Origin of the sequence: Streptomyces sp. R35, from assembly GCF_041053035.1 — a bacterium.
Taxonomy (GTDB): Bacteria; Actinomycetota; Actinomycetes; order Streptomycetales; family Streptomycetaceae; genus Streptomyces; species Streptomyces lutosisoli.
In genome coordinates this window covers 8,113,395-8,133,304 of the sequence record NZ_CP163440.1, presented here as the reverse complement: position 1 = coordinate 8,133,304, position 19,910 = coordinate 8,113,395, and the positions used below count along the sequence as shown (strand labels likewise).

The window sequence follows — 19,910 nt, the reverse complement described above, 5'->3', positions numbered from 1 at the left end:
ATCAGAGCCGCTCGGCAAAACTGGGAGACGGCAAGCGCGCCGCCCACCGCTCGCCGGTCCGCTCCCTGTCGCCCCGCACCCGACGACCGGCGGACGGTCGCCTGATTCGGGGGTTGACATGGTCACACAGAACTTTGGGATACGAGGGCTGGGCTCCGCGGCCGCCGCGGGGCTCGCCTTCGCTGCGGGGGCCCTCGCTCTCCTGACCGCGCAGCAGCGCAAGTACCACGAGCAGCGCCTGCGGGTGGAGCAGCAGCGCATGCACTTTCACCTGCTGAGCAGGGCCATGGACGACCCTGACCTGGCCGCCGTGATGAGCACCGTGGATCTCAGTGCCGAACCGGCGGAGAATCGCCCCGCGCTTCGGCGCCAATACCTGTTCGCCAACGCGTGGTACACCAACACGCTGCAGCTCTACCGAACCGGAAACGTCAACTCGCAGGAGTTGCACGGCCATCTTCGGGTGATCTGCCAGAGCGGGATATTTCGCGACTACTGGGAGGCCACCCGCCATCACCGGGAGAGCCTCCCGTATTCCTCGCAGGAAGCCCGCGTGGGTCGGCTCGTGGACGGTCTCATTCGCGATCTGGAGGAAGCGAGCACGGACGAATGGTGGGTGGTGGGTGAACCACCCGTCGAATAGGGCCAGTTGGGCTACGCCTCGGCCGCACCATCAACATCGAAGGCACTACCCTGTCCCCACCCTAAAGCCCTACTGTCCAGAGGACCGGGATCCCCTTTGAAGATCGTGCGCCGCATTGGTGCATCTCCCCGTGAACGGGGCAGTGCCACCGCCGAGACCTGCCCCGACATCTTCGAACTCAACGACGGCAGTTTCGCCGTCATCGGGACAGATGCCACTGACAGGCTCGATGGCGAGCTTCCTCCCGACGCCGCACGAGCCGACTACGAGCGGATCGTCGTGATCAGCCGGGAAACCCTCATTCGGGCCAAGGTCGACATCCCCGAGGCCTGACACTCTCCAAGACCCGACGCCGCGACACCATCCAGTCCGGCTCTGGGACTCCTCTGTGCGGCGCGCGGAACTCGCCACGCCGAACAGCACAGCAGACACCCCCTGCTCTCATTCGTCTTCGTCCTGCATCATCGTCTCCGAGAGGAGCCAAGGATGGCCGTCCATCTGGGGCGCAAGAGCGCTTGCAAGTTGGCTGCCAAAAAGCTGTCGATAGCGCGACGCATAGGAGTTGCCCCTCACCTGCGCGGCAGCATGTGTGGCGAGACCTGCCCCGACGTCTTCGAGCTCAGCGACGGCCGCTTCGCCGTGATCGGCGCCGAGCGGACCGCGAAGGTCCAGGAAGAGCATCCGGAACTCCGGGAACTCGACGCACGCGAGATCATCGTGGTCGTGGATCGGTGGACCCTGATCTACGCCAAACCCTTCATCCCCGACCACTGAGGTCCGGGCCGTCTGCGCCCCAGGTCAGGCGCAGACGGCCCGCCGCACGGGCTCGGCAGGCGTGTACCAGGCGTTTCCCTCCAAGGGACCCGGGAAGGATTCTGCGGACCTGTGGGGAGGGACCGATGGCACGTCGTGGCATATGGCGCTCAACGCTCTCGGTTGGTGCATGGCTGGTCGCGGCCGCCGCGGGCATCGCCCTCGTGGGCGCCGTGTCCATCGTCGTCAGCGGCTGGCTCGTCAGCGGTGTGGAGGAAACCAACGGCAGCAGGCACACAGCGGCGGAACGCAGTGCCATAGGCGGCTACTTCGGCGGCGTGAGCGCCGTCTTCTCCGGACTGGCCCTCCTTCTGCTCGTCATCACCCTGTTGTTCCAGCAACGCGAGCTACAGATGCAGCGTCGGGAACTGGCTCTGCAGCGCGACGAGCTCTCGTCCTCGCGCATCGAACTGCATCGCAGCGCGGAGGCGGACATGCGCGCCCTCCATGTCCAGCTCACACAGATGGTGATGGACGACCCCTCTCTGGCCGCGGTGTGGAACGACTTTCAGGGCGAGCCCGAGTCGGCCCTGCGCCAGAACCTCTTCGCCAACCTGACGTTCAACCACTTCGTCCTGGCCCACAGTTGGGGAAGCCAGTCGGAGGCGGATCTCTTGGTCCATGCCCGGAACCTGCTGCGCAGCACGGCGTTCCGGCGCTACTGGAACGCCACGCGAGCCCATAAGAGCGAATTACCCCCGGAGAGCGCGGAGGGGCGTGTGTTCCAGATCTTCGAGCAGGCGTTCACGGACCCGGGTCGCGGCACTCCCCCGAGGTGAGGTCCGTGGGAGCCCTCCAAGGAGCGCGAGAAGGAAGCCCGGCGCTCACCCTTCCCTCCGTCCGGTTACGCCACCTCCGGCACCGCCACCGGCGGAACCGGTCCCACGTACCGCGCCGCCGGCCGGATGATCTTCGGGTCCTGCGCTTGCTCCAGGATGTTGGCGCTCCAGCCGACGACGCGGGCGGCGGCGAAGGTGGGGGTGAACATCTCGCGGGGCAGGCCGCAGAGTTCCATGACGACGCCGGCGTAGAACTCGACGTTGGTGTGGAGTTCGCGGCCGGGCTTGAGCTCGGCCAGGATCGCTTCCACCTGGCGTTCGACCTCGACGGCGAAGTCGGCCAACGGGTCGCCGAACCGTTGCGCGATGCCGCGGAGCATGCGCGAACGCGGGTCTTCCGTGCGGTAGACGGGGTGCCCGAAGCCCATGATGCGCTCGCCCGCGAGGACGCGTTCGCGGATCCACGCGTCGATGCGGTCGGGGGTGCCGATCGCGTCGAGGGTGTCCAGGGCACGGCTGGGGGCGCCGCCATGGAGAGGCCCGGACAGGGCACCGACCGCGCCCACGAGGCACGCCACCACGTCCGCGCCCGTCGATGCGATCACCCGTGCTGTGAACGTTGATGCATTGAATCCGTGATCAATGGTGGAAATCAAGTACTGCTCGATCGCACGGGCACACGCGGCATCCGGCTCCGACCCCGTCAACATGTACAGGTAGTTGGCGGCGTACGCGAGGTCGTCCCGGGGCTCCACCGGCTCCAGCCCCTGCCCGAGCCGATACAGCGCGGTGAGCAACGTCGGTACGGCCGCGGACGCCGCGAGTGTGTCCGCTCGGCGCCGGTCGGCGTCGATGTCGTACACGGGCCGGAACCCCGACGAGGCGCCGAACAGCGACAACGCGGTGCGCAGACCGGCGAGCGGTCCCGACGTTCCCGTCGCCGCGGCGATCGCGGGCAGTGCGGCGCGCACCTCGTCCGGCAGCCGGCGCAGCCGAGCGGTCCGTGCGGTGAAGGCGGCGAGCTGTGCCGCGTCGGGCAGTTCGCCGTGGGCCAGCAGATGCCAGACGTCCTCGAAGCCGCGGGTCTGCGCGAGTTCGACGGCCGAGTACTGGCGGTAGTGGTAGAAGCCCTCCAGCCCCCTGACGTCACCCAGTTCGGTGTCGGTGACGACGACGCCCGCGAGTCCTCGCGGTACATCGACAGAGGTGGACGCGGCTCGGTTGATCGGCATGTTTCCTCCCTGGACTTGATTCGACTGTCTATGCTTGACTCATTCTCTGTCAATATTGATTCGATCAATATGCCGATACACGGATACGGTGGCGACCATGAGGGATCGAGAAGCCGCAACGCCAGGGCTCGAAGGCCGACGGCTCAGCACCAAGGAGACCGCCGAGCTGCTCGGCGTGAAGCCCGAGACCGTGTACGCGTATGTGAGCCGCGGTCAGCTCAGCAGCCGACGCGACCCCGGAGGGCGCGGGAGCACGTTCGACGCCAAGGAGGTGGAGGCGCTCGCACGGCGCAACAGGCGGGAGACCAGCGGGAATTCGAGTTCCAGCACCAGCGGCGAGCTCTCGGTCCGTACCCGCATCACCCTGATCGACAAGGACCGGTACTACTTCCGTGGCGTCGACGCGACCGAACTGGCCGCGCGGTACTCCTACGAAGAGATCGCCGAATGGCTGTGGACCGGAGAGCTGCGGCCCGGCGTCACGTTCACCGCCCCGGAGGCGTCGGTGACCGTCGCCCGCCGCGCCGTCGACGCGCTGCCCGAGCACAGCGGCCCGACCGACCGGCTGCGCGTCGCCGCGATCGCCGCCGCGGCCGCCGACCCACTGCGTTTCGACCTCTCCGAGGACGCCGTCCTCGGCACCGGACGCACCCTGATCCCCACCCTCGTCGCCGCGCTTCCGCCCCTGCGGCACGACCACCGCGACGAGGGCCCGCTGGCCCACCGCCTCTGGGGACGGCTCTCCGGCCGTACGCCCGACGACGTGTCACTGCGTGTACTGGACACGGCGCTTGGGCTGCTCGTCGACCACGACCTGGCCGCCTCGACGCTCGCGGTCCGGGTCGCCGCGTCGGCCCGGGCCCACGCGTACGCCGCCGTGTCGGCGGGCCTCGGCGTGCTCGAGGGCCCGCTGCACGGCGCGGCCAGCGGGCTCGCACACCGGCTGCTCCTTGACGTCCTGGACCTGGGCAGCGCGGCGCCCGTGGTCGCGGACGAGCTGCGCGCCGGGCGCCGTGTTCCTGGTCTGGGGCACCGGCTCTACCCCGGCGAGGATCCACGCGCGCGTGCCCTGTTCACCCTCCTGGAGGACATGCCCGGCGCGGCGCCCGCCCTGGCGGCCGCCCGCGACATCGTGACCACGACCGCCCGCCACACGCCCCTGCACGCCAACGTCGACCTGGCGCTCGCCGTCTTCACCGTGTCCTCCGGCATGTCCGCGTCCGCGGGCGAGACGATCTTCGCCATCGCCCGAACGGCGGGCTGGATCGCCCACACCTTGGAGGAGTACGAGGAACGCCCGCTGCGCATGCGCCCGAGCGGCCGATACGTGGGCGAACGACCTCCGCAGCCACTCCCCGGCCCGCTGGGGCGGTAGGCGGGCGCGCGGCCCTCACAGCCACTTCCGGCGGAGTCGGTCGGTACATGGAAGCGCGCCCGACGCATCCGCTCCCTGTCCGCACGCCCCCACGCCCCGCCGTGCGCCGAGGGCGCCCCAAATGCGCCCCCATCCGCGCGGTCGGAAGTCACCCCGACGCAAGTCAGGTTAGGCTCACCTCTGTGAGTACGTGCACGACGGCGTCGCGGGACCTCGACGAGCCCCTCGCGGGGACCGCGGCCACCGCGAGGACATGGCTGCTGATCGAGCAGCCCGGGCCCTGGGGTGCCAAGGCGCTCACCGAGAGCCACCTGGCCCCCGTGCTCGGCCGCGCCCTCGAGGCGGCCGCGGAGGGCACCGGTGTACGGATCGCACTCATCCGCCGCCCCGGACGGCATGCCGACTGCGGCACGCTCGCGGAGCGCCATGTGTATGTAGCCCACACCACTCCGGGAAACGTATGGCTGCACAGCGCCATGACGTCCGACCCCGAGCAGGTGCTCAACCTCGACTTCGCCGCCCTCGGCATGGGTGACCCCCATACCTTCGACACGGTTCTCCAGGGCCTGCCCCACACAGGTGACCCGCTCGCCCTCGTCTGCACCAACGGCAAGCGCGACCGCTGCTGCGCCCTGCTCGGACGCCCTCTCGCGGCCGAGCTCGCCACCTCCGGGGTGGAGGGCGTCTGGGAGGTCACCCACCTGGGCGGTCACCGCTTCTCGCCCACGCTGCTCGTCCTGCCGTACGGATACGCGTACGGGCGCGCCGAGGCCCACGCCGTCAAGGAGGCCCTCCAGGGCGTCAGGGAGGGCCGTGTCGTCACCGAGGGCTGCCGCGGGCGCTCCGCCTGGGAGCGGCCGGGCCAGGCGGCCGAGCTGGCCGTGCGCCGGGCCGCGGGGGAGCACGCCGCCGATGCCCTGACCGTGGTCCGTACGGACGGCACCGCGCCGCGCTGGGAGGTCACCGTCGCCCACGCCGACGGCCGTCTGTGGCGCGTCAGCGTCGCCCAGGGCGCTTCGCTGCCGCCCCGCCCGGAGAGCTGCGGTTCGGTGCTGGGGTCGCCTGCCCGGATGGACGTGGTGGCGGTACGGGAGCTGGCGCGGGCTGCGCTCGCCGTGCCCTGCTGACGGCGGATCCGGCGCTCACCGGCCGCGTAGCCGTATCCCTCCCGCGCGGCTTCCACACCTGACGGTCAGGAGATCCACGCCACACTCCCTACGGCAGGGCTCGCCCGCCCCCGTACCGTCATAGGCATGAGCCCCACTCCCCCCGCACGACGACTGCGCCTCGGTCTGCCGCGGCGGGTGTTCTCCCAGGTGCTGCTGATGCAGGTGGCGATCGCGGCGGGAGTCGCCGTACTCGCCACCGGACTGTTCCTCGCGCCGCTCAGCGCACAGCTGGACGACCAGGCGATGCGCCGCGCACTCGCGATCGCGCAGACCACCGCCGTCCAGCCGCAGATAGCCGAGGACCTCCGGACCACGCGACCGTCCGCGAACGGGCCCGTGCAGGCCGAGGCCGAGCGGATCCGGAAGGCCAGCGGGGCCGAGTACGTCGTAGTCATGGACATGAAGGGCATCCGCTGGTCGCACCGCGATCCGACGGAGATCGGCAAGCCGGTCTCGACCGACCCGCGCGATGCCCTGGGCGGCAAGGACGTCATGGAGATCGACACCGGCACGCTGGGCCGCTCGGCCCGCGGCAAGGTGCCCCTGCGCGGCGTCGACGGCGACATCATCGGAGCCGTCTCGGTCGGCATCAAGTACGACAGCGTGCGCGCCCGGCTGATCGACGCCATCCCGGGGCTCTTCGGGTACGCGGGCGGAGCCATGGCCGTCGGTGCGCTGGCCGCGTATCTGATCTCCCGACGGGTGCAGCGGCAGACCCGTGACCTGGCCTTCTCCGACATCTCCGCACTGCTCGCGGAGCGCGAGGCGATGCTGCACGGCATCCGCGAGGGCGTCGTCGCCCTGGACCGCGGCGGCCGCGTACGCCTCCTCAACGACGAGGCGCAACGACTGCTCGGCGTCGACGCCGAGGCCATCGGGCAGCCGCTCGACGACGCGCTCGGTCCGGGACGTACGACCGATGTGCTGGCCGGACGCGTCACCGGCACCGATCTGCTCACCGTCCGCGGCCAGCGCGTCCTGGTCGCCAACCGGATGCCCACCGACGACGGGGGCGCGGTCGCCACGCTGCGCGACCGCACGGAGCTGGAGCAGCTCGGCCGCGAACTCGACTCCACGCGTGGCCTGATCGACGCCCTGCGCGCGCAGGACCACGAGCACGCCAACCGTATGCACACGCTCCTGGGGCTGCTCGAACTGGAGATGTACGACGATGCCGTGGAGTTCGTCGGAGAGGTGGTCGGCGACCACAGGGTCACCGCCGAACAGGTCACCGAGAAGATCCACGATCCGCTGCTCGCCGCCCTGCTGGTCGGCAAAGCGACCGTCGCGGCCGAGCGTGGTGTGGCCCTGTGGATCTCCGACGGAACGATGTTGCCGGACCGGTTGATCGACCCGAGGGGTCTGGTGACCGTCGTCGGGAATCTCGTCGACAACGCCCTCGACGCCGTCGCGGGCACGCAGCACGCGCGCGTGGAGGTCGAATTGCGCGCCGAGGGACGTACCGCCGTACTGCGGGTACGGGACACCGGGCCCGGAATCCCGGAGGAGCGGCGGGAGCTGATCTTCACCGACGGGTGGACCACCAAGAAGCCCCCGGCGCACGGCAAGCGCGGAATAGGCCTCTCCTTGGTGCGCCGACTCGCCGAACGGCAGGGCGGCAGCGCGGAGGTGGCCGAGGCGGACGGCGGGGGCGCGGAGTTCACGGTCGTACTGCCGGAGGCACTGACCGAGCCGGGGCTCGCACCGGAACCGGAGGCGCTGACGGTGCCCGCGCCCGCGCCGGACCGGCAGGAACCGACCGCACAGGAATCGCGCCCGGCGCCGGAGCCCGAACCCCGGCTCGTGCCGATACCGACCCCCTCCCCGGAGACTCCCAGCACCGTCTCGGAAGCCACGGACGCCACGGACGCAAAGGGGGAGTCGCGATGATCGAGGTCCTGGTCGTGGACGACGACACCCGGGTCGCGCGCGTGAATGCCGCCTACGTGGAGAAGGTTCCGGGCTTCCATGTCGCGGGCGAGGCGCACAGCGCGGCCGAGGCGCTGCGCCTGATGGAGACACTGCCCCGTCTGGACCTGGTTCTCCTGGACCACTATCTGCCGGACGAGACGGGCCTCGCGGTCGTCCAGGAGATGCGCCGGCGCGGCCACCAGACCGACGTGATCATGGTGACCGCGGCACGTGACATCTCGACCGTCCAGGCGGCGATGCGGCAGGGCGCGCTCCAGTACCTGGTCAAGCCCTTCGCCTTCGCGGGCCTGCGCGCCAAGCTGGAGGCGTACGCGGATCTGCGCCGCACCCTCGACGGCGGCGGCGAGGCCGAGCAGTCCGAGGTGGACCGGATCTTCGGCGCCCTGTCGGCGAGCGCGGAGCCGGATCTGCCGAAAGGCCACTCCCCCACGACCGCGGAGCTCGTACGCCGCGCCCTGGTGAACGCCGAGGGCCCCCTGTCGGCGCAGGAGATCGCGGAGGTGACCGGACTGAGCCGGCAGACCGCCCAGCGCTATCTCAAGCTCCTGGAGCGCACGGGGAGGGCGAGGCTGACCCTCAAATACGGCGACGCGGGCCGCCCGGAGCATCGCTACGTCTGGGCGACCCGCGCCTGAGGGCACGGCCGAGGAAGGCGGGGAAGCAACCGCGCCCCCGCGCGCGGACGGCTGTCAGGGGAGAACAGCCGTCCGCGCGCGGGGGTGACTCAGCGGGTGGCCCACTTCACGGACTCGTCCGCGATGGGCCGCGTCACGGAATCAGCCTGTGGCCGCCTTCTTCACGAACTCCGTGGTGAACGTCTTGCTCAGGTCCACGTTGGCGTTCTTGATGTTGGGGTTGAACGCCTTGAGGACCTTCTCGACGGTCTCGGGGCCGTCTGCGGGCATCACACCGTCCTCGGTGAACATGGGCAGCGTGCTCTGGATCGCCGAGGCGTAGAGCGTCTTGCTGTCCTGTGAGTAGTCGGCGGGCATCTTGGCCGCGATCTCGGTGGCGGTGTGCGTGGACATCCACTTGAGGGTCTTCACGAAGGCGTTGGCCAGCTTCTGGACCGTCTCCTTGTGGCTGTTCACCCAGTCCGTCTGCATGTAGAGGCTGGACGAGGGGTACGGCCCGCCGAGCGCCTCCTGCGAGCCCTGCGGCGTACGCATGTCGATGAGCACCTTGCCGAGGTCCTTCTGCAGGACCGTGGCGACGGTCGGGTCCGTCGTCATGCCGCCGTCGATGGCCCCCTTCTGGAGGGCGGAAATGAACGTCGGTCCGGCGCCGACGGCGACCGGCGTGAACTCGCTGACCTTCACACCGTTCTTGACCGCGAGGTACTTCGTGAGGAAGTCGGTCGAGGAGCCGAGCCCGGTGATGCCGAGCTTCTTGCCCTTGAAGTCCTTGGGCGACGTGATGTCGTCCGCACGCTTCTTGGAGACGATCTCGACCTCGCCGGGCGCCTGCGAGAACTGCACGACGGACTCCACGGACTTGCCCTTGGTCTGCAGATCCAGGGTGTGATCGTAGAAACCGACGGCTCCTTGCACCTGTCCGGAGACCAGGGCGGTCTCGGCCTGAACACCGGCCGGCTCGCTCAGGAGTTGGACATCCAAACCCTCGTCGTTGAAGTAGCCGAGCCGCTGCGTGAGCATCGCGGGCAGGTAGATGACCTTGTCCAGGCCACCGACCATGATCTTGACGTGTTCACCCTTGCCGCCACCCCCGTTGCTGCCGGAGTCGGCCGTCGAGCTGGCGGCGTCGTTGGCGCAGGCGGTGAGCGAGGTGAGAGCGAGCAGACCGGCGGCTGCCAGCGCGGAGTATCTGGCGGTCTTGCGCATGGTGGGTCACGTCCTTGTGAGCTGGTGGGAGGGAGGAGTTGGTGGGTACGACAGGGTCAGCGGTCGGAGTCCGACGGCTTCCACCGGAAGATGCGGCGCTCGGCGAAGGTCAGCAGTCCCTCGGCCAGCAGGGCGACGACCGCGAGGATGACCATCGCGGCGTACACACCGGCCGCGTTGAAGGTGCCCTGCGACTGCGCGACGAGCAGGCCGATGCCCTTGGTGGCGCCGATGTACTCGCCGACGATGGCGCCGATGAGCGCGAAGCCGAAGCTGACGTGGAGACTGGTGAAGATCCACGAGGTGGCGGACGGGATGACGACCTGAAGCGTCACCCGGCGGTCGCTCGCGCCGAGGATCCGGGCGTTGGCCACGAGGTTGCGGTCGACTTCCCGGGCACCCTGGAAGGCGTTGAAGAAGACCGGGAAGAAGACGAGCACCACGGCCGACGCGACTTTGGAGGCGGGGCCGAGCCCGAACCAGATCACGAAGATGGGTGCCAGGACGATCCTCGGTATGGAGTTGAGCACCTTGATGTATGGACCAAAAACATCGGCGAGGAAGGCGATCCGCCCCAGCGCGATGCCGAACACCACACCGGCGATCACACCGATGACCCAGCCGAGCAGCGCTTCGTGGAGCGTGTACCAGACCTGCTCCCCCAGGGATCCGAGCGCGGTCCCGTGCATCACCCAGGTGTAGATCTGGTCCCAGATCTTCGACGGCATCGAGAAGTTGAACGGATCGATGACCTTGGCCCGCGCGGACACCTCCCACAGGCCGAGCACGGCGACCAGAAGCAGTGCGCGGGCGGCGGCGACGATGGCCTTGCGTTTGCGGGCGGCACGGGCGCGGGAGTGTGCACGTCCCTTGTTGCCGGGCTCGGTCATCGTCAGGGCGACAACGGCCTCGGGCATGATGTCAGGCGACATTCGCCGCACCCCTCTCGCGGGTGATGCGGACCTCTTCGCCGAGCGATTCCCAGATCTCGCGGTAGATCTCGATGAACCGCGGCTCCAGGCGCACCGATTCGACCTTGCGCGGCCGCGGCAGATCGATGTCGAAGACCTGCTTCACCGTGGCGGGTCCCGCGGTCATCACGACGACCCTGTCGGCGAGCGCGATGGACTCTTCCAGGTCGTGGGTGACGAAGACGACCGAGGCGCCCGTGCCCTCCCACAGTTCGAGCAACTCGTCCGACATCAGGGCCCTGGTCTGTACGTCGAGCGCCGAGAAGGGCTCGTCCATCAGCAGGATGTCGGGGTCGTTGACGAAGGTCGCCGCGAGGGCGACACGCTTGCGCTGGCCGCCGGAGAGCTGGTGCGGATAGCGGTCCTCGAAGGCCGCGAGCCCGACTCGGGCGAGCCATTCACGGGCCTTCCGCTTGGCCTCCGCCTTGGGCACGCCGCGGAAGCGGGGCCCCGCCATCACATTCGACAGGACCGTGCGCCAGGGGAAGGTGGCGTCCTGCTGGAAGACGAAGCCGACCTTGTCGCCGACGCCGGCGACCGGCTCACCGGCGACCAGGACCTCGCCCTCGGTGGGCTCTTCGAGACCGCTCACCAGGGTCAGCGTGGTCGACTTTCCGCAGCCGGTGGGGCCGACGACGGCCACGAACTCGCCACGGCCGATGGTCAGGTCCAGCTCCCTGACCGCCGTGTGCAGACCCCCTGACGGGGTCTTGAAGATCTTGCTCGCGCCCCGTAGCTCGATGGCGGGGCTGGTGTCTGCGCTCATGGCCCGGGACCGTAGATGTGGCCCGGGCCACAGGAGCAGTCTTCTGAGCGCATGGAGTTCTTTTGCCTGCAACAGCCTGTTGTGCTCATTTTGCTCGCGCTACAAACAGCGGAGCCGAAACACGGGCTTAACGCTCGCCAGGCCTTGAGGGAAAGAGGCCCGATGATTGACGTCCTGGTCGTGGACGACGACTTCCGCGTCGCTGAGATCAACGCGAAGTACGTGGGGAAGGTTCCCGGATTCCGGGTGGCCGCCCGCGCGCACAGCGCTGCCCAGGCCCTGGCCGCCGTCGAGCGCGCGCCCATCGACCTGGTGCTGCTCGACCACTATCTGCCCGACCAGACGGGCCTCGAACTGGTCCACCGGATGCGCGAACGCGGCCATGGCACCGACGTCATCATGATCACCGCGGCCAGTGACGTGGCCACCGTGCAGACAGCGATGCGCCTGGGCGCCCTGCACTATCTGGTCAAGCCGTTCACCTTCGCCGCCCTGCGCACCCGCCTCGACTCGTACGCCGCCCTGCGCCGCACAGTCGACCGGGTGGGCGGCCGTGGCGTGGCCGGTCAGGAGCAGGTCGACCGGATCTTCGGCGCCCTGCGGACCACGCCCGCGCCCTCGTCACCGGGACTGCCCAGCGGTCACTCGGAGCCGACCACGGACCTCATCTGCGATGTACTGCACCGCGCGAGCCACCCGCTGTCGGCCCACGAGGTGGCCGCCGAGACCGGCCTGAGCCGGTCCACCGCCCAGCGCTATCTGCGCCATCTAGAACAGGCCGGACGCCTTCGCCTCTCGCTCAAGTACGGGGACACGGGGCGTCCGGAGCATCGGTACGCGTGGGTGGCACCGTAAAGATCCATGGCGTACGTCGATGGAGGCGCGCCCCCTGCCGGCTCCGTACGCCCCCTGGAGGCGCCCTCAGACCCCCTCAGCCCCCCTCAGACCGCCCCGGCCCCGGTGAGCGCGCGTACCTCGGTCTCGGCGTGCTTGGCCTCGTCCGGCGGCTCCGCCGAGGTGACGGTGCCGAGCCAGCCCGCGAGGAAGCCCAGGGGGATCGAGACGAGCCCCGGGTTCTGCAGCGGGAAGTACTGGAAGTCCACGCTCGGAAACAACGATTCGGGGCTCCCCGACACCACCGGGGACAGCAGCACGAGCACCAGCGCGGGCACCAGGCCGCCGTATACGGCCCACACCGCGCCTCGCGTCGTGAAGGACCGCCAGAACAGCGAGTACAACAGCACCGGAAGGTTCGCGGACGCGGCGACCGCGAAGGCGAGGCCCACCAGGAAGGCCACGTTGAGATCGCGGGCCAGCAGCCCGAGGGCGATCGCGACGACACCGATCCCGACGGCCGCCGTCCGCGCCACGGCCACCTCACTGCGCGGCTTCGCGTGCCGGCGGCGCAGCGACGCGTACAGGTCATGGGCCACGGACGCCGAGGACGCGAGGGTGATTCCGGCGACGACCGCCAGGATGGTGGCGAAGGCGATGGCGGCGACGATCGCGAAGAGAACCGTTCCTCCCGTTGAGTTGGCACCGCCGCCCAGATCGAGCGCGAGCAGCGGAACCGCAGTGTTCCCCGCGGCGTTCGATCCGCGCACCGCGTCCGGGCCGACGATTGCGGCCGCGCCGAAGCCCAGCACGATCGTCATCAGGTAGAACCCCCCGATGAGCCCGACCGCCCAGACCACCGAGCGGCGCGCGGCCCGCGCGGTCGGCACCGTGTAGAACCGGGACAGGATGTGCGGCAGCCCGGCCGTGCCGAGCACCAGCGCGAGCCCCAGGCTGATGAAGTCGAAGCGCGCCGTCCAGCCCCCGCCGTACTTCAGCCCGGGCGCCAGGAACGCCGCACCGTGTCCACTGCGCTGCGCCGCCGAACGCAGCAACTGGTTGATGTCCCCGTGGAATCGCACCAGGACGAGGACGGTCAGAGCGATGGCCCCGCCCAGCAGCAGGACGGCCTTGACGATCTGAATCCATGTGGTGGCCCGCATCCCTCCCAGCGACACATAGATCACCATGAGCGCGCCGACGCCGATCACCGTCCAGTTCCGCGCGGCCTCGCTCGTACCCCCGAGAAGCAGCGCGACCAGGCTGCCCGCTCCGACCATCTGCGCCACCAGATACAGAACGGACACGGTCACCGAGGAAGTTCCCACCGCGATCCGCACCGGCCGCTCGCTCATCCGGGCCGCGACCACGTCCGCGAGCGTGAACCGCCCGCAGTTGCGCACCAGTTCGGCCACCAGGAACAGCACCACGAGCCAGGCGACGAGAAACCCCACGACGTACAGCATCCCGTCGTACCCGTAGAGCGAGATGAGCCCCGTGACGCCCAGGAAGGAAGCCGCCGACATGTAGTCGCCGGAGATGGCAAAACCATTCTCCATCGGAGAGAACAGCCGCCCGCCGGCATAGAACTCCTCCGCCGAACCATGGCGGTTACGGCTCACCCACGTCGTGATCGCCAGCGTCACCGCCACAAACGCGCTGAACAGCAGCAGCGCCAGCGTCTGATGGTTGCCGGTCACCGCTCACCACCTCTGACGTTCCGCGTCAGCTCCTGGGTGTCCCAGCGCAGATCGAGCGCGGCCCGGTCCCTGCGCAGCCGCGCATGCCGCGCGTACGCCCAGGTGAACAGGAACGTCGTGAGGAACTGCCCGAGCCCCGCGAGCAGCGCCACGTTCACGGCGCCTGCCACAGGCCGGGCCATGAACCCGGGCGCCGTCGTCGCGGTCACCACATAGCCCACGTACCAGGTGAAGAACACGGCGACGCCCGGGACCACAAACCTCCGGTAGCGGCTGCGCACTTCCTGGAAGGCCGCGCTGCGCTGCACCTCCAGATAGACGTCGGCCGCCCCGCCCGCCCGCCCTTCGTGCTCCGAGCGCGCGGCCGGCACGGCGGGAGCGGGCGCACCCGTGCCGTCCAACTCACCCCAGCCGGAGGCGAGCGCGTCATACCAGGGGTCGTCGAACCGGACCTCCCCGGTGTCGCCGCCGTCGTGCTTCTCCACCGAACTCTCCTTGTCCGCGGCCCGTTTCGGCCGCGTGCCCAAGGATGGGCAGATCGGGAAGATCCCGGACTCTTCTCTCCGTGCTCTTCACCCCATCAGGTGACTCAGTCAGCCGGTGGCCGTACGAGACCTTTCCCAAAGGCGTAACGGACCGCTTGAGCACGGTCCTTCAGCCCCGTCTTGGCGAAGAGGTTGTTGATGTGGGTCTTCACGGTCGCCGTGGAGACATGCAGCTTGCGCGCGATCTCCTGGTTGCTGAGCCCGTCCGCGATCAGTAGAAGCACCTCGGTCTCGCGCGCGGTGAGCCCGTCCGGCGCCTCCGGAGGCAGGGCCGGTTCCGGTGCCGGCTCCGACAGCCGCTCCAGCAGCCGCCGCTGGATGCTCGGCGAGAGCCCCGCATCCCCGGACAGCACGCTCTCCACCGCCCGTACGATCTCGTCGCCTCCCGCGTCCTTGGTGAGATAGCCGCGAGCTCCCGCTCTGAGCGCGGGAAACAGCGACTCGTCGTCCGCGTACGTCGTGAGCACGACGACCTGCGTCCCAGGGTGCTCGGTGCGGATGCGCCGGGTCGCCTCGACACCGTCACAGCGGGGCATCCGCAGATCCATCAGCACGGCGTCCGGGGCGAGTTCGGCCACAAGCGCCACGGCCTCGTTCCCGTCTCCGGCCGCTCCGACGACCTCGATCCCGGGCAGCAGCCCCAGCAGCATCACAATGCCCTCGCGCACCACGGTCTGGTCGTCCGCCACCACGACCCGCGCCGGCTTCCTGCCCGCCTCCTCCCCCTGCGTCATACGGGCACCTTCAGCGTCACCACGAACCCCTCCTCGTCCGGCCCGGCCTCCAACGAGCCACCCAGCAGCTCGGCACGCTCCCGCATGCCCAGCAGACCGTACCCGGCTCCCGAGCCGCTGAGCTCGCCCGGCGTCCCGCCCGAGTCCCGTACGTCCAGCGTCACTTCGTGCACTCCGTAGTCCAGCCGTACATGGACCTTGGCGCCCGGAGCGTGCTTGCGCACGTTCGTCAGGGCCTCCTGCGCGACTCTGCGCACCGCCTGCGAGGCCTCGGCGCGCAGCAGCTGGCGTTCGCCCGTCACGGTGACGTCGGCGCCGTCGGCCGTGGCGACGAGTTCGCTGAGGAAGTCCTCCAGCGGAGACATCTCGCCGCGCAGCGCGGAGAGCGCCTGCCGGGTCTCCGCGAGCCCCTCGCGGGCCATCCCCCGTGCCGCCACGACCCGTTCGAGGATCGTGTCCCGGTCCGCGCCCCGCTCGATGAGCAGCCGGGCCGCCTCCAGGTGCACCAGCTGCGCCGAGAGGCTGTGGGCCAGCACATCGTGGATCTCCCTAGCGATCCTGGCCCGCTCCGCCAGCGCCGCCGACTCCGCCTCGGCCGCGCGCGCGGCGCGCTCCTGGGCCAGGAGCCGCTGCGCGCTCCCCCGCGCCTCCGCGTCGAGGCGCAGCACATACCCGGCCAGGATGAGCCCCGCGGTGGTGGCCGCGGTGGTCAGCCACACGTCGTTGTTGACCGCCGCGTACGCACTCAGCGCCACCGAGGTGGCAGGCAGCGCCGCCGCGAGAGGCAGCCGCTCGATGGCGCTGACTGCGCACCCGCACCACAGGACGAGAGCCGGTATCCGGAAGCCGACACCCTGCCCCACCGTCGCAATCGCCAGCAGCAGAGCGAGCAACCCCAAGGAGGGCAACAGACGGTGCGCGAGCGTGCTCCGCCAGAAGGCCCACGCGAGAACCGCGCAGAGGAGGACTCCCGCAACGCCCGCCGCGGCACCCCAGCCGTGCAGGTCTCCGTCCGTGAAGGTGGTCGCGATGAGAGTGCCGAGGGCCATGGCGCGCACCGTCCAGGCAAGCGCGCGCCGGGCCCTGGGCGCTCCCTCCCGGGAGAGGGCCTCGCGGGAGGGCCAGCGCTTCCACGAGTTCTCCGTCACACGCGCTCCTTCCACAAGGCCTGAGGCAGGCCGTCACCGTACGCCGGGCTCTGCCCGTTCGCCGGGAGCAGGGACTGCGTACGCCAGACCAGGAGTCCGGAGCGGACCAGCAGGGTGGCCGCGAGAGCGAGCAGCAGAGCCGAGGAGTCCTGGTGCACGCCGAACAGGGCGCCGATGCCGAACAGGCCCACACGCAGGCCTATGCCCACGATCCAGACAGCCACGCTGGCCTTGGTGCTCTTGCTCCATACAGAGCCGTCCGGCGCCGTCCATATCCGCGTGGTCCACGCCCAGCCGGCCCCGGTGGCCAGGCCTATGAACACCTCCGCACCGAGCAGGAGGATCGCCTCCGCGTGATGGTGGGGGTCGATCAATCCGGGCTCGCGCAGCGCCACTACGACCAGGACGGCGGGCACGATCCACCAGCGCCTGTCCGTGCCGATCCTGCGGGTGCGGAACTGGCGCGCGATCACCAGCACGACAACGGCGCAGATCACCAAAGCATTGACGAGCCCGGACATCACGGCCTCCGTGAGCGAGGAAGAGCGGTTTCGGCAGCGGGAACTGTCGACACCTTCGACGCTACGGAAAATGGCTGGTCAGCAGATCGGAGCCAGGGTGGATCGTGGGTGGATCCCTGACCGCCACGACTCTCCACCCACGGGTGGAGCCGTGGCCGGGTGACCGCAGCGGTTTTCGCCCCCGCCGCCCCTACCCGTCCCATCCCTGGGGGCTCCGCCCCCCCCAGACCCCAAAAGATTGCGCAGTTCCCCGCGCCCCTGAAACACGGCGGTGGTTCGTCGCCCGCAGGCCGGTGGGGGCTGGTCGCGCAGTTCCCCGCGCCCCTAAAAGATCAAGACAACAAGGACAAAAGACAGGGGCGGGCCGGGGGATGCGGAGCACAGCCCCCACCCACCGGCAGGTGGGGCCCGGCCAGAACCCCTACGCGTCGATCCGCGACCGATCCAACGTCGCCGCCGAGCTGGAGATGAACTCCTTCCGCGGCGCCACATCGTTCCCCATCAGCAGGTCGAACACCTGCTCGGACGCCTCCAGGTCGGAGATGTTGATCCGACGCAGAGTCCGATAGCGCGGATCCATCGTCGTCTCGGCCAGCTGATCGGCATCCATCTCGCCCAGACCCTTGTAGCGCTGGATCGAGTCCTTGTACCGCACGTTCTTGCGCTGCAGCTCCAGCAGGGTCTCGCGCAACTCACGGTCCGAGTACGTGTAGACGTACTTGTCCTGGCCCTTCTTCGGCTGGCTGAGCTCGATGCGATGCAGCGGCGGCACCGCCGCGAACACCCGCCCCGCCTCGACCATCGGCCGCATGTACCGCTGGAACAGCGTCAGCAGCAGAATCCGGATGTGCGCACCGTCGACATCGGCGTCGACGAGAAGAATGATCTTCCCGTAACGCGCCGCGTCGATGTCGAAGGTCCGCCCGGACCCGGCTCCTATGACCTGGATGATCGCGCCGCACTCGGCGTTCTTCAGCATGTCCGTCACGGACGCCTTCTGAACGTTGAGGATCTTGCCCCGGATCGGCAGCAGCGCCTGGAACTCGGAGTTCCGGGCGAGCTTGGCCGTACCGAGCGCGGAGTCGCCCTCGACGATGAACAGCTCGCTGCGCTCGACGTCGTCGCTGCGGCAGTCGGCGAGCTTGGCGGGCAGCGAGGAGGACTCAAGGGCGGTCTTCCGGCGCTGCGCGTCCTTGTGCTGGCGGGCAGCGATCCGCGTGCGGGCGGCGGCGACGGCCTTCTCGAGGACGACCCGGGCCTGCGCGGCGGCGTCCCTCTTCGTAGTGGTCAGGAACGCCTTGAGCTCCTTGGAGACCACGTTGGTCACGATGCGGCGGGCCGCCGACGTGCCGAGCACCTCCTTGGTCTGCCCCTCGAACTGCGGCTCGGCGAGGCGCACGGTGACGACAACCGTCAGGCCTTCCAGCGCGTCGTCCTTGACGATGTCGTCCTCGGCGACACGGAGCAGCTTCTTGGCCCGCAGCACCTCGTTGACGGTCTTCGTGACGGCCTGCTCGAAGCCCGCGACGTGGGTTCCGCCCTTGGGCGTCGCGATGATGTTCACGAACGACCTGAGGGTCGTGTCGTAGCCGGTGCCCCACCGCATCGCGACATCGACGCCGAGCTCACGCGTGACCTCGGTCGGTGTCATCTGCCCGTGGGCGTCGAGGACCGGGACCGTCTCCTTGAACGTGCCCTGCCCGGAGAAGCGGAGGACGTCGCAGACGGGCTTGTCGGTGGCCAGGTACTCGCAGAACTCGCTGATGCCGCCGTCGAAGCGGAAGGACTCCTCGCCCTTGCTGCCGCCCTCACCGAGGCCGTACTCGTCGCGGACGACGATGGTCAGGCCCGGCACCAGGAACGCGGTCTGGCGGGCGCGCTGGTGCAGGTTCTCCAGGGAGAGCTTGGCGTCCTTGAGGAAAATCTGGCGGTCGGCCCAGTAGCGCACGCGCGTACCGGTGCGGGTCTTGGGGATCCGCTTGAGCTTGCGCAGCCCGCTCGTCGCGTCGAAGGCGGCGTCGGGACCGTCCGCCTTGAACGCTCCCGGGGTGCCGCGCCGGAAGCTCACCGCATGGGTATTACCACTGCGGTCCACCTCGACGTCCAGACGGGCGGAGAGCGCGTTCACCACGGAGGCGCCCACGCCATGCAGGCCGCCGGAGGCCGCGTACGAGCCGCCGCCGAACTTGCCGCCGGCGTGCAGCTTGGTCATCACGACCTCGACGCCGGACATGCCCGTCTTGGGCTCCACGTCGACCGGGATGCCACGGCCGTTGTCCCGCACCTCCACGGAGGCGTCGTCGTGCAGGATGACCTCGATGTGGTCGCAGTAGCCCCCGAGGGCCTCGTCCACGGAGTTGTCGATGATCTCCCACAGGCAGTGCATCAGACCGCGGCTGTCGGTCGACCCGATGTACATGCCCGGGCGCTTGCGCACGGCCTCGAGCCCCTCGAGGACGAGCAGGTGCCGCGCGGTGTAGTTGGAACCGTCCCGGTCTGCTCCGGTCAGCAGCGCTGTGGACGGCACGGACGTCTCGGCGGTCACGCGGTTCGCTCCTCGCTGAATTTCAGGTGGGACCCTTTTGGGTAAGGGCCCGGCTTCGGTCGCCGCTCAGAGGGTACCGAGGCCTGGTAGAGCCGTTGTAACGCCACCCTCGCATGAACTCAGACTAGTCCAGAGTCGCATGGGTGTTCGATCCCTCGATGGAGTGAAGTACATATCACGTTCCCTTCGAGGCATGAACCATTTAGGCTCCGGGCACGTCCTCATGAACAACCGGCAACCCAGCCGGGAGGACTGACCCTGACAGACTGCGCGAACCCGTAAGACACGAAGACACGAAATACGGCTCATTCGCCGCCACCCGGCAGCAGACAGCCGCCCCGGAGAGAAATTTTCGAGGAAAA

General features: G+C 69.4%; 19 protein-coding genes. 9 read left to right on the top strand and 10 right to left on the bottom strand.

Translation table 11 applies throughout. From position 1 onward, the window contains the following. Positions 1 to 118: 118 nt before the first annotated feature. From AB5J50_RS36765 to AB5J50_RS36750, 4 genes are all read left to right on the top strand, one after another. Entirely contained in the window at positions 119 to 643 is a 525-nt protein-coding gene (locus AB5J50_RS36765; RefSeq protein WP_327432244.1) for a DUF6082 family protein, read from the top strand. A 96-nt stretch (positions 644 to 739) separates the two neighbouring features. Continuing rightward, positions 740 to 976 carry a hypothetical protein gene (locus AB5J50_RS36760; protein WP_369262847.1) on the top strand — a complete coding sequence of 79 codons (237 nt, stop codon included), beginning with the start codon at positions 740 to 742 and terminating at the stop codon, positions 974 to 976. Between the two features lie 153 nt (positions 977 to 1,129). Continuing rightward, the gene (locus AB5J50_RS36755; RefSeq protein WP_369262845.1) at positions 1,130 to 1,417 is read left to right on the top strand and encodes a hypothetical protein; all 288 of its coding nucleotides are present in this window, start codon (positions 1,130 to 1,132) and stop codon (positions 1,415 to 1,417) included. A gap of 125 nt (positions 1,418 to 1,542) precedes the next feature. Next, a complete protein-coding gene (locus AB5J50_RS36750) occupies positions 1,543 to 2,235 on the top strand; it encodes a DUF6082 family protein (protein ID WP_369262843.1) in 693 nt (230 codons plus the stop codon). A gap of 65 nt (positions 2,236 to 2,300) precedes the next feature. Here the strand turns inward: AB5J50_RS36750 and AB5J50_RS36745 are convergent, their stop codons facing one another. Further along, the gene (locus tag AB5J50_RS36745; RefSeq protein WP_369262841.1) at positions 2,301 to 3,467 is read right to left on the bottom strand and encodes a citrate synthase; all 1,167 of its coding nucleotides are present in this window, start codon (positions 3,465 to 3,467) and stop codon (positions 2,301 to 2,303) included. 97 nt (positions 3,468 to 3,564) lie between these two features. On the opposite strand from AB5J50_RS36745, the gene AB5J50_RS36740 reads away from it, so the two are divergent. The 4 genes from AB5J50_RS36740 (at position 3,565) to AB5J50_RS36725 (ending at position 8,578) form a co-directional block, all read left to right on the top strand. After that, positions 3,565 to 4,842, top strand: coding sequence for a citrate synthase (locus AB5J50_RS36740; protein WP_369262840.1), 1,278 nt, complete (start codon positions 3,565 to 3,567; stop codon positions 4,840 to 4,842). Positions 4,843 to 5,024: 182 nt separating this feature from the next. Next, a complete protein-coding gene (locus AB5J50_RS36735; RefSeq protein ID WP_369262839.1) occupies positions 5,025 to 5,969 on the top strand; it encodes a sucrase ferredoxin in 945 nt (314 codons plus the stop codon). 126 nt (positions 5,970 to 6,095) lie between these two features. Then, complete coding sequence (locus AB5J50_RS36730) at positions 6,096 to 7,901, top strand: ATP-binding protein (RefSeq protein ID WP_369262837.1); 1,806 nt, start codon at positions 6,096 to 6,098, stop codon at positions 7,899 to 7,901. After that, complete coding sequence (locus AB5J50_RS36725) at positions 7,898 to 8,578, top strand: response regulator (protein WP_369262835.1); 681 nt, start codon at positions 7,898 to 7,900, stop codon at positions 8,576 to 8,578. The genes AB5J50_RS36730 and AB5J50_RS36725 overlap by 4 nt, the downstream gene beginning before the upstream one ends. A gap of 141 nt (positions 8,579 to 8,719) precedes the next feature. Here the strand turns inward: AB5J50_RS36725 and AB5J50_RS36720 are convergent, their stop codons facing one another. From AB5J50_RS36720 to AB5J50_RS36710, 3 genes are read right to left on the bottom strand one after another with little or no spacing between them, the layout of a single operon-like run. Further along, positions 8,720 to 9,784 (bottom strand): ABC transporter substrate-binding protein, encoded by a 1,065-nt coding sequence (locus AB5J50_RS36720; protein WP_369262833.1) that lies wholly within the window; start codon positions 9,782 to 9,784, stop codon positions 8,720 to 8,722. Between the two features lie 56 nt (positions 9,785 to 9,840). Continuing rightward, positions 9,841 to 10,716: an ABC transporter permease gene (locus AB5J50_RS36715; protein ID WP_369262831.1), complete on the bottom strand. Its 876-nt coding sequence runs from the start codon at positions 10,714 to 10,716 to the stop codon at positions 9,841 to 9,843. Then, positions 10,706 to 11,521, bottom strand: a complete 816-nt coding sequence (locus AB5J50_RS36710) for an ABC transporter ATP-binding protein (protein WP_327432233.1) — start codon at positions 11,519 to 11,521, stop codon at positions 10,706 to 10,708. Before AB5J50_RS36710 ends, AB5J50_RS36715 begins: the two co-directional genes overlap by 11 nt. A 162-nt stretch (positions 11,522 to 11,683) precedes the next feature. Here AB5J50_RS36710 and AB5J50_RS36705 point away from each other — a divergent pair, with 162 nt between their 5' ends. After that, on the top strand, positions 11,684 to 12,376 hold the full coding sequence (locus AB5J50_RS36705; RefSeq protein WP_327432232.1) for a response regulator: 693 nt from the start codon (positions 11,684 to 11,686) through the stop codon (positions 12,374 to 12,376). A gap of 86 nt (positions 12,377 to 12,462) precedes the next feature. On the opposite strand, the gene AB5J50_RS36700 is transcribed toward AB5J50_RS36705, so the two are convergent. The 6 genes from AB5J50_RS36700 to AB5J50_RS36675 all read right to left on the bottom strand — a co-directional run bounded on the left by AB5J50_RS36700 (position 12,463) and on the right by AB5J50_RS36675 (position 19,548). Continuing rightward, positions 12,463 to 14,055 carry a cation acetate symporter gene (locus AB5J50_RS36700; RefSeq protein ID WP_369262828.1) on the bottom strand — a complete coding sequence of 531 codons (1,593 nt, stop codon included), beginning with the start codon at positions 14,053 to 14,055 and terminating at the stop codon, positions 12,463 to 12,465. After that, positions 14,052 to 14,540, bottom strand: coding sequence for a DUF485 domain-containing protein (locus tag AB5J50_RS36695; protein ID WP_330307757.1), 489 nt, complete (start codon positions 14,538 to 14,540; stop codon positions 14,052 to 14,054). Before AB5J50_RS36695 ends, AB5J50_RS36700 begins: the two co-directional genes overlap by 4 nt. A gap of 104 nt (positions 14,541 to 14,644) precedes the next feature. Then, the gene (locus tag AB5J50_RS36690) at positions 14,645 to 15,334 is read right to left on the bottom strand and encodes a response regulator (RefSeq protein ID WP_369262827.1); all 690 of its coding nucleotides are present in this window, start codon (positions 15,332 to 15,334) and stop codon (positions 14,645 to 14,647) included. Continuing rightward, positions 15,331 to 16,482: a sensor histidine kinase gene (locus AB5J50_RS36685; RefSeq protein ID WP_369262826.1), complete on the bottom strand. Its 1,152-nt coding sequence runs from the start codon at positions 16,480 to 16,482 to the stop codon at positions 15,331 to 15,333. The genes AB5J50_RS36690 and AB5J50_RS36685 overlap by 4 nt, the downstream gene beginning before the upstream one ends. After that, positions 16,479 to 17,003 carry a DUF1453 domain-containing protein gene (locus AB5J50_RS36680; protein WP_327432227.1) on the bottom strand — a complete coding sequence of 175 codons (525 nt, stop codon included), beginning with the start codon at positions 17,001 to 17,003 and terminating at the stop codon, positions 16,479 to 16,481. The genes AB5J50_RS36685 and AB5J50_RS36680 overlap by 4 nt, the downstream gene beginning before the upstream one ends. A gap of 421 nt (positions 17,004 to 17,424) precedes the next feature. Next, positions 17,425 to 19,548, bottom strand: a complete 2,124-nt coding sequence (locus AB5J50_RS36675) for a DNA topoisomerase IV subunit B (protein WP_330307753.1) — start codon at positions 19,546 to 19,548, stop codon at positions 17,425 to 17,427. Positions 19,549 to 19,910 lie beyond the last annotated feature (362 nt).